Source organism: Gilliamella sp. Pra-s60 (genome assembly GCF_009795755.1).
Classification (GTDB): domain Bacteria; phylum Pseudomonadota; class Gammaproteobacteria; order Enterobacterales; family Orbaceae; genus Gilliamella.
This window is the reverse complement of the sequence record NZ_WTFA01000001.1, coordinates 325129-337534: the sequence shown is the minus strand read 5'-3', so window position 1 is coordinate 337534 and position 12406 is coordinate 325129. Positions and strand designations below refer to the sequence as shown.

The following is a 12406-nucleotide window of genomic DNA, read 5'->3' as shown; positions in this document are numbered from 1 at the left end:
ATCATCATGGCAACCTAACAAATATCCCCCGATTGTGGATAGTGCATTTATTCAAGAGTTAAAAAACTATTTCAGCCAATAGCAGAGCACATGGTGCCCGATGGGGCTATTGTTTTGGGTGTGTTTTTGCTAAAAACACATCAAGAAAAACTTCAATAAAATCAACACCTTTCCTGACCGATTTTTTAACGAAAAATCAAGCCTTTTTTGTTTTTGTGAATAGAGTGGATTGAGTGCAGAGGTTTCGGACGTTTTGACCTTTGGGTGAACAAAATAGCTACAGTGACTTTTTTATAATTTTCATTTTGTTATTTGTTTTTATAAGTTAAAGAAAACAAATTTATAAAAATGTGGCATAGAACATTGGCATCGGACTTATGTCCTAGTTAAAAAGAAAAAATCATTATTATAATCATGGTTAATTCTTTAATTACTTAGGAAATATTATGACAGCACATATTAATGCAAAAAAAAATGATTTTGCTAAAACCGTTATTATGCCTGGTGATCCTTTGCGTGCAAAATTTATTGCTGAAACATATTTAACCGATGCAAAGCAAATTTGTAACGTGCGTAACATGTTAGGTTACACTGGAATATATAATGGTATTCCGGTTTCTGTAATGGGACACGGAATGGGAATTCCATCCATTACACTTTATGCGCATGAATTAATTAATGATTTTGATGTGAAGCGTATTATTCGTGTTGGTAGTTTAGGTGCAACACAGCATAACGTAAAAATGCGTGATGTTATTTTAGCGGTTGCAGCAGGCACGGATTCAATGACTAATCAAAAAAGAGCAAATGGCTATAACATTGCAACATCTGCTACTTTTTCTTTATTACATAGCGCTTATGAAACTGCCAAACTTATGAATTTGCCAGTTAAAGCGGGCAATGTTTTTAGTGGTGATCTTTATTATGATCCTGACGAATCGTTAATTAGCACTTTAGAAAAATCAGGTGTTTTAGGTATCGATATGGAGGTCGCAGGTTTATATGGTATTGCTCAACAATTCAACATTGAATCTTTAGCTATTTTAACTGTTTCTGACCATTGTTTGACAGGTGAAGAAACCACCGCAGAAGAAAGACAATTGACGTTTAATAATATGATTAAACTTGCCTTACAAGTTGCTATTAAACCTTAAATTATGCTGCTAAATCATTTTTCTGGATAATATTATGAAAAATAAACTATCCCTTACATTAATTAGTTTTTTAGCTAATTTTATTATGGCTGGTTTTGCTAGCCAATTTGGTATGTTAATAGAACCTATTGCTCAACACTTTAATGCTGATGTAAATACAATTGCATTTATTTTTTCTTTGTTAAATGGTGGGGCGTTAGTGGGTACGATTTTAGCTTTTTTCTTAATTGATATTATTGGTATCAAGCGCATTACTTTACTCAGTTATGTCATTATTGTTGTTTGTGCATTGATGTTGTATCTAACTAATTCTTTAATGATGTTGAATATTTGTATGTCGTTGATCGGTTTGTGTGGCGGTATTGGGTTATGTATCGCTGGAACAATCGTTGTTTCTATTTGGCAAGATAAAATTCAAAGCACAATGCTAGTCGTGCAAGATGCAACATTTAATATTGCTGGTGTTATTTTCCCTCTTATTACCACTTATGCTTTAACTCATTCTTTATCGTGGGCTACTAGTTATTTAACTGTTGGTATTATTGCGGTATTAATGTTAGCAATTATTCTATTTACCAATTTTGATTTGATGGTAAAGCCTAAAACAATTGAAAAACAAAATAATAACCCAAAGTCAGAATGGAATTTTGGTATTTTATCTGCTGGTATAGGGTTGTTTTTGGCTATGTTGGCTCTGTACACTTTTTTAACTTGGGCGCCACTGTTTGTTAGTCAAAAATTTGCAATTACATTTGAAGATGCCGGCAACATTATTACGCAATATTGGGCTGCTGCGTTAATTGGAGCATTAGTTTCAACTGCAATTGTTTCACGAGTTAAAATTCATCACTTTTTTATGACAATTATTTTGTTAGCCTTTGTGATAACTATTGCGATTGTTAATACTCAAGATCTTAACTACATCGGTTATTTTACTTATGGTTATGGATTTGTTTGCTCTGCACTGTATAACTCTTTTGTCGCTTATGGTGTCACTTTTGTTAAAAATGCATCAAGTAAGAATGTGTCGTTTATTCTTATTAGTGGTAGTGCTGGTGCAATGTTTAGCCCTGCAATTAGTTCTTTATTCCAAGAATATTTTGGTACGCAGATTATTATGAATGCCATTCCAGCTTTTTACGGGATTATTATTGTAATGTTGGTTATTTCTCAGTTATTGCAACGAAAAAAGTAACCTCAAGTGAAAGGAAATATCATGATGAATTATTATAAATTACTAAAATCAGTTTTAAGTTCTATTTTGATTTGTTTGAGTTTTGGTGCTGTTAATGCTAATGCTGCCGATTATAAAGATGGTGATTTACATAAGAATGATTATGGTTGGTTGCAGTTGAATTTGATGCAAAGTGTCGATGCTAAATTACCTTATAATATAAAAAATGATACTTATCTTGAAACGGAATTTGGTGCTAGGTATGGTGTTTTGGATTTATATGGTTACGTTGATATCTTTGATATTTTTGATCGTAAACACGATGACCGATATGGTGGTGATAATTTCTTTGCCAAAATTTCACCAAGGATCTCACTTGATGGTTTATTTCAATCGGATTTATCTTTTGGGGCTGTTAAAGAGTTGTATATTGCTAATGTAAATAATATTGGTGATCGAGAGTTGTTTGAGCAATATTTAGGAATTGGGGCTGATGTGGATGTGCCATGGTTTGGTATGATGGGCATGAATGTTTATGCACGTTATGTTCGTGAAAATTATAACGAACCTAATGAAGGTAAATGGGATGGCTATATGTATTCAACAAGTTGGTCAAAGCCGATTTATCAATTTTCTGATCAAAGTACAATTAATTACCAAGGTTATTTTGATTATCAATTTGGTGCAAACAAAATAACTAATAACTCTCTTTATAGTAATAATGCTATTGAATGGTACAATGGATTTTATTTACATACTGACCATATGGCGCTTGGTTATGGGTTAAAATATTTCCATAATATGTCGTTGATTAAAAATAATTCTGGTGCAGGAAAAACCAGTGGAATTGGCCATTATTTTAGCGTGAGCTATAAATTTTAATAAAAATAATTTTATATTTTTAAGTTTATTTTGAATAAAACGATAAATTGTTCGGTGGTGGCTAAAATTATATGCAGTTGAAGTCTTTAAATAAAGGTCGCTTTAGTACATATTGGGAAAATAACAATGATCTGATTGAATCAATTATTGAGCGATGTATTGTTGAAAAAAAAATTGTCGATGAAAAATCAATTCTATTTCGACAAGGTTGTAAAGTTAATGATTTAATCATAGTTTATAATGGCACAATATCAATTCGTTATGAGGCCGCTAATGGACGTCGTTTTCATCTTGGTACACTTGATTGTGATGAGCACGTTTTTGGAGAAATGGAATTCTTTACGGGCTATTTATGCCAATTTGATATTATTGCTGAAGAGGCGTTAACCTTGTCAATTGTTAGTGCTGATAAATTATATCAATCGTTGATAGAACACCCTAAATTGGCATTATTTTTTGCAAGTGCAATTGCTTTTGATTATCAAGATACGTTAGATATCTTTTTGAAAAGAACACTGTATTCAATTTGTTATAATATAGCTTTTGATCTTTATCAGCATCATTTAAATATACATTCAATAAGCAATTTTCAAAAAAGTTATCTAGAAGCAGAACGTTTTGGTACTACCGATCGTGTTTATCGTCGGGCTGTGAATGAGTTAATTAAACTAGATATTGTAAAAAAAAATGAAGGAAAATTAGAAATCAAAAATATGGAAAAACTAAAAGAATTTATTAAATGTAAGGGTAAAATTAAAGACTTGAAGGTTTAGTTACTAGCTTAAATAATTTTGATGGTTAATCAAATTAACACAATTAAAACATCCGTTAAAATTAATTATTCAATTGTTAGGCAAGACAGATTCTGTTATACTATTTTCCCGTCTGATTCATCATATATTGCATTGGTTTTTATCATTTAGCCATAGTGCAATATTGTTCTATTAAATAAATAATGGTCTGGTATTAATGGTCACGAATTATATTTTTGTTACAGGCGGTGTCGTTTCTTCTTTGGGTAAAGGCATTGCCGCAGCATCACTCGCTGCAATTTTAGAAGCCCGCAATTTAAAAGTCACCATGCTTAAACTCGATCCCTATATTAATGTCGATCCGGGTACGATGAGCCCAACTCAACATGGTGAGGTTTTCGTGACTGAAGATGGCGCCGAAACCGATCTTGATTTAGGTCATTATGAGCGTTTTATTCGTACTAAAATGACGCGAAAAAATAACTTTACTACGGGTCGAATCTATTCTGATGTGTTGCGTAAGGAGCGCCGTGGCGATTATTTAGGGGCAACAGTTCAAGTTATTCCTCATATCACAAACGCAATTAAGTCGCGTGTCATTGATGGGGCGAAAGGTTTTGATGTTGCGATTGTTGAAATCGGTGGCACGGTGGGCGATATTGAGTCACTGCCATTTTTAGAGGCAATTCGCCAATTAGCCGTTGATGTGGGACGTGAACATACGTTGTTTATGCATTTAACATTGGTTCCTTATTTAGGATCCGCTGGCGAAGTTAAAACCAAGCCGACACAGCATTCAGTAAAAGAATTATTATCAATTGGTATTCAACCCGATGTGTTAATTTGCCGTTCTGATCGTGTTATTCCTGCTAATGAGCGCGCCAAAATTGCTCTATTTTGTAATGTGCCTGAGCGTGCGGTTATTTCGCTTAAGGATGTTGATTCGATTTATAAGATTCCTGCATTATTAAAATCACAAAATTTAGATACGTTTGTTTGTAAGCGTTTCAATCTTGATTGTAAAGAAGCCGACCTTTCTGAGTGGGAGCAAGTTATTTATGAAGAGGCGAACCCTGTTGGCGAAGTGACGATTGGTATGGTGGGTAAATATATTGCGTTACCTGATGCCTATAAATCAGTTAATGAAGCGTTAAAACATGGCGGATTAAAAAATCGTTTAACGGTGCATATTCGTTATATTGATTCTGAAGATCTTGAGTCGCGTGGTACTGAGTTGCTTGAGGGCTTAGATGCGATTTTAATTCCTGGTGGATTTGGTTATCGTGGTGTTGAAGGTAAAATCATGGCTGCTCGCTATGCGCGTGAAAACAAAATTCCATATTTAGGTATTTGCCTTGGTTTACAAGTTGCTATGATCGAATATGCTCGCAATGTTGCAGGTATTAAAGATGCAAATTCAACCGAATTTGTGAAAGATTGCGCAAGCCCAATTATTGCTTTAATTACCGAGTGGAGTGATCAATCAGGCAATGTTGTGCAACGTAATGAAAACAGCGATTTAGGTGGCACAATGCGTTTAGGTGCTCAGATTTGCCATTTAGAACCAAATTCATTAGTATACGGTATGTATAAAAATGAATCGATCACTGAGCGTCATCGCCATCGTTACGAAGTGAATAATAATTTATTACCAGAAGTGGTTAAAGCTGGGTTAAAGGTGACAGGGCTTTCAACGGATAGAAAGCTAGTTGAAATCATCGAAGTCCCAGAGCATCCATGGTTTGTTGCATGTCAATTCCATCCAGAGTTTACGTCAACACCGCGTGATGGGCATCCACTATTTAGTAGTTTTATTAAGGCTGCCAAAACTTATCAAGAGCAGCAACAAAAATAGTTTTAAATTAACATTTGTAATATATCTGTCATATAGAGGAAAATAACATGGCAAAAATCGTTAAAGTACATGGTCGTGAAGTCATCGACTCTCGTGGTAATCCAACTGTTGAAGCGGAAGTTCATTTAGAAGGTGGATTCGTTGGTCTTGCTATTGTTCCATCAGGTGCATCAACAGGTTCGCGTGAGGCGTTAGAACTTCGTGATGGTGACAAATCTCGCTTTTTAGGTAAAGGCGTATTAAAAGCGGTTGAAAACGTTAATGGACCAATTGCTAAAGCTGTAGTGGGTAAAGATGCGTTAGACCAAGCAGCTATCGACCAAGTTATGCTTGACTTAGATGGAACTGATTTTAAATCTAACTTAGGTGCTAATTCAATTCTTGCTGTATCTTTAGCAACTGCTAAAGCAGCCGCTGCTGCTAAAGGTGTTCCACTTTATCAACACATTGCTGATCTTAACGGTACTCCGGGTCAATATTCAATGCCATTACCTATGATGAACATCATCAATGGTGGTGAACATGCTGATAATAACATCGATTTACAAGAATTTATGATTCAACCCGTTGGTGCTAAAACAGTACGTGAAGCAATCCGTATGGGGTCAGAAGTATTCCACAACTTAGCAAAAGTTTTACATGCTAAAGGCATGAATACAGCTGTTGGTGATGAAGGTGGTTTTGCGCCTAACTTAGGTTCAAATGCTGAAGCATTAGCTTGTATTAAAGAAGCAGTAGAAAAAGCAGGTTATGTTTTAGGTAAAGATATCACTTTAGCAATGGACTGTGCTGCGTCTGAATTCTATAACAAAGAAACTGGTAAATATGTATTGAAAGGTGAAGGTAATAAAGAATTCACTGCTCAAGAATTTACTCACTATTTAGAAGGTTTAACTAACGAATATCCAATCGTATCAATCGAAGATGGTTTAGATGAAAGCGATTGGGAAGGTTGGGCATATCAAACTAAAGCATTAGGTCACAAAATCCAATTAGTGGGTGACGATCTATTTGTAACTAATACTAAAATCTTTAAACAAGGTATTGAAAAAGGCATCGCTAACTCTATCTTAGTTAAAGTAAACCAAATCGGTACATTAACTGAGTCTATCGCTGCGGTTAAAATGGCGAAAGATGCGGGTTATACAGCGGTTATTTCTCACCGTAGTGGTGAAACCGAAGATTCTACAATTGCTGATTTAGCTGTTGGTTTAGCTGCTGGTCAAATCAAAACTGGTTCAATGAGCCGTTCTGACCGTGTTGCTAAATATAACCAATTAATCCGTATTGAAGAAGCATTAGGTTCAAAAGCACCATTCAACGGTTTAAAAGAAGTTAAAGGTCAATAATTTGTTTTTATAAACAACGTTATTGCTTAAAAACGGTGACTAGTTCACCGTTTTTTATTTTCATTTAATTTAATCTTACATAATCGCAGGAACAGTTGCGCCAACTGAGGTTGTGTTGTACTCTTATTGTTTGATTTTTTTATGGCTGATTATAAATTTCAATGCGTATTGATTTAATCACCTTGTAATTGACAGAATAACTAACTCGATTTTAATTTCTACTTATGAATAATATTACGAATATGTCTCGGCCAAAAAGTAAATGGCAACTCTTTAACTGGCTTTATACCGGTAAATTACCGCTAAACGAATTATGGCTTAATCCGACTTATCGTTATAAGTTTTTTTTCAGAACCTTATTTTTAAGCCCAATCACCCTAAAATGGCTTGATAAATTAAGACAGTACCCACTACTTGGCGATTATTTTTCGTGTCAAACAAATTTGCCATGTAAATTACAGCGTCCTTATTTAGCTTCTTGCCTAAGCCAAAAAGCGCGTTATGCTGCTTTGGCGTATCACTATGATTTTTTAGCCAAACAACCTGAAAGTGTAACTAAAGCATTTTATAATCCACAATTGCCTTTTGTATTGGCGGATGTAGCGGTTAAAAATGAACAAAATATCCAAATCGCAGTGCAAGCACGCAATAAGTTTGCAAGAGAGGGCGAAGTCAGCCTTTATTTTTATGATAATGATGGCATTGATTTAGCCACTTTGACGTTTTCAATCGTTGAATATCAAGGCAAGCCAACACTGTTTATTGCTGGTTTACAAGGCACAGGGCATGATGATGCGCGTACACGTGTGCAAAAAGCGACTAAAGCGTGCTATGGGTTGTTTCCTAAACGCATTGCGGTCGAAGCCGCACTAACAATTGCTCGTTATTACCAATTAACGCAAATTGTTGCTGTAGGCAATAAAACCCACATCTATAACAACTGGCGTTATAACAGTCGTCAGGAGCGTATTTTGTCTGATTATGATGATTTTTGGTTAACACTTGATAGCAAACAAGATGCTAATGGTTTATTTATATTACCCAGTCAAATTAATCGAAAATCTATTGAAGAAATCGCCAGTAAAAAACGTTCAGAATACCGAAACCGTTACGCTTTATTGGATCAACTTCAAGTTAATATTGAGCAAAAATTGGCATCATTAACGTAATGATTAGCAATAACATTTTAAAACATAAACTCGATCCAATAGTTTAAAAATAATAGTCAGGAATAGTAAGGAATAAAATATGTATTTTGGTATTCTTATTGCGTTAGTACCATTGTTTATTGGGTACTTAATTAAGATTAAAAATGATAATTGGATGACCAAAATTAACCAAACGTTAAGCTGGTTGGTTTACTTTATTTTATTTATTATGGGATCTGAACTTGCTCATTTAGATAATTTAACCACTAATTTGCGAACTATTTTATGCTACTCCAGTGTTTTGTTTGTTTGTACATTTGGTGGCAATTTTGTCGTTTTACTTATTTTTGATTACTGTTCTCCGGCTAAAACCGTTAAAGTAAATCAAACCTATGAATCACGTTTTAAAATGATTTTTGAGTCATTGCGTGTTTGTATTGCATTAATTCTTGGGTTTGTTTGTGGATTATTTCCTTTGTTTATCTGGCAATACGCCGAAATTACCACCCAAGTTGTGTTGGTTTTTTTATTGTTTTTAGTCGGAATACAATTACGCGGTAATAATATTTCAATCAAACATATTCTACTTAACAAAATAGGCATAACAACAACACTATTAGTTATGATAAGTGCCTTTTTAGGTGGAGTTATTGCCTCATTTATTCTAAATTTACCTGCGCGTGTTGGTCTTGCAATGTCATCGGGGTTCGGTTGGTATTCATTATCGGGTATTTTAATGACCGAAGCCCATGGACCCATTATTGGTAGTGCGACGTTTTTAAATGATATTTTGCGTGAGTTATGTGCAATTATCTTAATTCCAACACTAATTAAACGCTACCAATTAACCACATTAGGACTGTGCGGTGCAACATCAATGGATTTTACATTACCCATGCTACAAAAAGGTGGCGGAATAGCCATTGTACCTGCCGCTATTGCTCAAGGTTTTTTATTGACGTTGATTATGCCGGTATTGATTACGCTATTTAATTATGGTGGGTTTTAGTAACCATTCAGATAACCGCTAACTAAATCGCATTATATACATTATTATGATTATTTTTAGTATATTGTGCGTTTTGTAATTTAAAAAACTTTAATAAAATCAATACCTTTCCTGACCGATTTTTTGGCCGTTTTTGTGCTGATTGATGGTTTATATACGCTCATTTTTAGGCACAAAAAATGGTGTGGTGTCGATCCCTTCATGTTGTAGCAGTTTGATTTTTTTATCTATTCCACCTGCATAACCTGTTAAATTACCGTTAGTGCCAATAACACGGTGGCAAGGGATGATAATGGATATCGGGTTATGCCCAACCGCTCCGCCCACTGCTTGGCTAGACATACTTATTTTGTTTGTTTTTGATGCTATTTGTTTGGCAATATCGCCGTAAGTAATGACTTTGCCATAGGGGATTTTACATAAAATTTCCCATACTAAAAGCCTAAAAGGTGTACCGATAGGGGCCAGTTCTAATTGGTATAGATTCGGTTTTTTTCCTGAAAAATAATCATCAAGCCATTTTTTTGTTGAGTTAAAAATTGGTAAATTTGGGTTTTGTTCCGTTTGTTTATTGATTGTATGACCAAAATATTTTTCGCCTTCAATCCAAGCGCCAACAAGCTTATTTTGTTGGCTAGCTAGAGTAATTAATCCCATTGGGGATGAATAGTTGCATAAATAAAACATATTTACCTTATATTTGTATGATTACGATGCAAAATTATGCTTGTTTATGATGATAATTGCCATCAATTTATTGATTAATATTTCGTATAAATGCGGGTAAGTGAGGAATATGGCTCGTTGTTGAGCCATATATTGTTAGATTATTTAGATTGATTTTTGCCTTTTTCGACATAACTCATATCACCTAAACTTTCGACAATGAATTTTCCATCATCTGTATAACGAATTTTGGTGACACTTGCATTACCAAGTCCTTCTGTCACTGGTTTATCTAACCACTCTTCAACCATCGCCATGATAGCCATGCCATGTGATACCACTAAAACATTACCACCACCTTGTGCTTTTGCTGATTCAGCAATCGCTTTTAACGAGGCTTGCATACGTGTTTTTACTTTATTGTAATCTTCAGCTTCACCTGATTTTTCTACAGCCGCAATGGCATCCATCATTTTTTTAAGGTTAACTTTTCCTTTTGCAAAATCAGCCATTAGTTCTTTGTCAGAAGTATAACCTAAATGTTGCGCAGCAGGCGTCCACATGTTTGGATCAAGATCGCCTTCATATTCACCAAAACAAGTTTCGCGCAAGCCATCCATTTCGTTGATATTAATGGTTGTATCGCCTTTTGATTCTAAAACAACACGAGCAGTTTGCCGTGCTCGCCCTAAGTCGCTTGAATAAGCAGTGATAAATTTGACATCTTTAAGACCACGACCAAGTTGCTCGGCAACTTCAACTCCTGGTTTAGTGAGTGGTGTATCCGACCAACCTTGAGCTCGATGTACATTATTAAACATCGTTTTACCATGCCGAGTGACGTAAAGGTAAACATCATCAGCAAAGGCTTGCGATACGGTTGAGATAGTGATAATTAATGAGCTGATTAATATAATAAATTTTTTCATATTGTGTCCTTATTTATAACAAGTTAAATCGGTAATCAATAACCGTTTCCGCTGAAAGTGTTGGTGAACGTTGCGCTTTGCCATGTTTGTCGAGCCTTGGTGTAATATCTGAACCACTGATAGTTTTGTAAGACCAGCCATAACCTACTTTAGATAAAATCGATAGGTTTTTAAATACGCCACTGGTTGGTTTCCAGATGTTAAAAACGTTTATTTCGCCATTTTTTAATGTGTCATGTTTATAATTAAATTCACCATAGTTCATATATAATCCAGTACTATTGTCTTTGACAAAGTCGTAAGTCAACACACTGGTAAAAACAAGTTCACCATCACGCATATAGTCCGCACCTGCAGCGGCTAATCCATTAAAGCGTCCTCGAGTATTTTTACCTAAATGGCGATTATAATATCCGATAGCGTTATGTTTGTTGGCATCAGTGTAGGCAAGACCAAATTTCATACTCCAGTCTTGTTCTTTCCATTCTATATCGGTTGCATAGTGCCATGCGTGATCTTCAAACTCTTTTTTGTTTTGTTTCATGGCATCATAGTTATCAAGAGCATAACTTCCATAGAATTGCCCACCTAAAATTAGTTTTTGTGTTGGTTTATAAGATAACTCAATTACGTGGCGTTTTAGGTAATCTTTGGCAACACCATAGGCGTAATCTAAAGTAAGATTTTTATCCTTATAGGCGATCTCTGCTGTGGATATGTTATCGATAACTTTTTTACGGTCGGCTGTTAAAAAATGTACTTTTTTAGCTGATTCGCGGGGTAGGGTGCTATCGATATAAGCTAATGAGAAATAAATATCATCATATTTTAGCGTACCACTATAACCAAGATAACTATTGCGAGTAAGGTGTCTTGATGAACTTATTACCCCAAAATCTTTCAAACTATGCCAACCCGCTTTACCTTTGAAATTAATCGCTTCGTTACCAACTTTAATTTTGGCATAACGTTGAGTAAATTTATTAAAACCGTGAGCGTTGTGCTTATCATAACCTTTGCCATCATTATAAAGTAGGTTTCGAGTTGCGAAGTAATCACTGGCGCCTAGTTTTATTATGTTGTCATAGGTGACATCAAAACCAATGGTATCAAATAAGTAACCTGATTTGTAATCAAAGCTAAATGCTTGCCCCCAAGCGCTGTGTACTTCTTTAGGTTGGGATGCATTTTCTTTTAAATATTTCCAATGATTACGAGTAGAAAAATCAAGTTTAGAATCTTTAAAAAAAGTATTATGTAAAAATGAGTTATGAGTAATTTCATTTGCTAGTGTTGAATAGCTTGATAAGCCCAGCAATACTAGTGTAAGACATTTTATTTTCATTGTTATGTTTCCTAACTTATTTTTATTCATTAAAAATGAATTTTTTATTTAGTTAATTCCATTATGTATAAATAATATTTTTACTTTTCTAATGAGGCTTTACCTTTGTTGACATATTCCATATTGCCAATTTCGCTTATGCT

The 12406-nt window shown here is 34.7% G+C and carries 11 protein-coding genes; 8 read left to right on the top strand and 3 right to left on the bottom strand.

From position 1 onward, the window contains the following. The first annotated feature begins 446 nt into the window (after window positions 1-446). The 8 genes from deoD to GQ596_RS01645 all read left to right on the top strand — a co-directional run bounded on the left by deoD (window position 447) and on the right by GQ596_RS01645 (window position 9323). Complete coding sequence (gene deoD, locus GQ596_RS01680) at window positions 447-1154, top strand: purine-nucleoside phosphorylase (RefSeq protein ID WP_160399947.1); 708 nt, start codon at window positions 447-449, stop codon at window positions 1152-1154. A 34-nt stretch (window positions 1155-1188) separates the two neighbouring features. Then, window positions 1189-2349 carry an MFS transporter TsgA gene (gene tsgA / locus GQ596_RS01675; protein ID WP_160399946.1) on the top strand — a complete coding sequence of 387 codons (1161 nt, stop codon included), beginning with the start codon at window positions 1189-1191 and terminating at the stop codon, window positions 2347-2349. 18 nt (window positions 2350-2367) lie between these two features. Further along, a complete protein-coding gene (locus GQ596_RS01670) occupies window positions 2368-3210 on the top strand; it encodes an outer membrane protein OmpK (protein WP_370516474.1) in 843 nt (280 codons plus the stop codon). Window positions 3211-3281: 71 nt separating this feature from the next. Next, entirely contained in the window at window positions 3282-3983 is a 702-nt protein-coding gene (locus GQ596_RS01665) for a Crp/Fnr family transcriptional regulator (RefSeq protein WP_160399945.1), read from the top strand. Window positions 3984-4179: 196 nt separating this feature from the next. Next, on the top strand, window positions 4180-5817 hold the full coding sequence (gene pyrG / locus GQ596_RS01660; RefSeq protein WP_160399944.1) for a glutamine hydrolyzing CTP synthase: 1638 nt from the start codon (window positions 4180-4182) through the stop codon (window positions 5815-5817). A gap of 47 nt (window positions 5818-5864) precedes the next feature. Next, window positions 5865-7166 carry a phosphopyruvate hydratase gene (eno, locus tag GQ596_RS01655; RefSeq protein ID WP_160399943.1) on the top strand — a complete coding sequence of 434 codons (1302 nt, stop codon included), beginning with the start codon at window positions 5865-5867 and terminating at the stop codon, window positions 7164-7166. 242 nt (window positions 7167-7408) lie between these two features. Beyond that, window positions 7409-8335: a VirK/YbjX family protein gene (locus GQ596_RS01650; RefSeq protein ID WP_160399942.1), complete on the top strand. Its 927-nt coding sequence runs from the start codon at window positions 7409-7411 to the stop codon at window positions 8333-8335. A 79-nt stretch (window positions 8336-8414) separates the two neighbouring features. Then, window positions 8415-9323, top strand: coding sequence for a lysine exporter LysO family protein (locus GQ596_RS01645; protein WP_160399941.1), 909 nt, complete (start codon window positions 8415-8417; stop codon window positions 9321-9323). Window positions 9324-9473: 150 nt separating this feature from the next. Here GQ596_RS01645 and GQ596_RS01640 read toward each other — a convergent pair whose 3' ends face one another. The 3 genes from GQ596_RS01640 to GQ596_RS01630 form a co-directional block, all read right to left on the bottom strand. Further along, window positions 9474-10010: a methylated-DNA--[protein]-cysteine S-methyltransferase gene (locus GQ596_RS01640; RefSeq protein WP_160399940.1), complete on the bottom strand. Its 537-nt coding sequence runs from the start codon at window positions 10008-10010 to the stop codon at window positions 9474-9476. Window positions 10011-10150: 140 nt separating this feature from the next. Further along, a complete protein-coding gene (locus GQ596_RS01635; RefSeq protein WP_160399939.1) occupies window positions 10151-10918 on the bottom strand; it encodes a histidine phosphatase family protein in 768 nt (255 codons plus the stop codon). A 13-nt stretch (window positions 10919-10931) separates the two neighbouring features. Continuing rightward, window positions 10932-12263: an OprD family outer membrane porin gene (locus tag GQ596_RS01630; protein ID WP_160399938.1), complete on the bottom strand. Its 1332-nt coding sequence runs from the start codon at window positions 12261-12263 to the stop codon at window positions 10932-10934. Between the last annotated feature and the right edge of the window lie 143 nt (window positions 12264-12406).

Bases quoted from the DNA above. Each gene is read 5' to 3' on its own strand.
- deoD (WP_160399947.1), top strand. From the start codon at position 447: ATGACAGCACATATTAATGCAAAAAAAAATGATTTTGCTAAAACCGTT.
- tsgA (WP_160399946.1), top strand. From the start codon at position 1,189: ATGAAAAATAAACTATCCCTTACATTAATTAGTTTTTTAGCTAATTTT.
- GQ596_RS01665 (WP_160399945.1), top strand. From the start codon at position 3,282: ATGCAGTTGAAGTCTTTAAATAAAGGTCGCTTTAGTACATATTGGGAA.
- pyrG (WP_160399944.1), top strand. From the start codon at position 4,180: ATGGTCACGAATTATATTTTTGTTACAGGCGGTGTCGTTTCTTCTTTG.
- eno (WP_160399943.1), top strand. From the start codon at position 5,865: ATGGCAAAAATCGTTAAAGTACATGGTCGTGAAGTCATCGACTCTCGT.
- GQ596_RS01650 (WP_160399942.1), top strand. From the start codon at position 7,409: ATGTCTCGGCCAAAAAGTAAATGGCAACTCTTTAACTGGCTTTATACC.
- GQ596_RS01645 (WP_160399941.1), top strand. From the start codon at position 8,415: ATGTATTTTGGTATTCTTATTGCGTTAGTACCATTGTTTATTGGGTAC.
- GQ596_RS01640 (WP_160399940.1), bottom strand. From the start codon at position 10,010: ATGTTTTATTTATGCAACTATTCATCCCCAATGGGATTAATTACTCTA.
- GQ596_RS01635 (WP_160399939.1), bottom strand. From the start codon at position 10,918: ATGAAAAAATTTATTATATTAATCAGCTCATTAATTATCACTATCTCA.
- GQ596_RS01630 (WP_160399938.1), bottom strand. From the start codon at position 12,263: ATGAAAATAAAATGTCTTACACTAGTATTGCTGGGCTTATCAAGCTAT.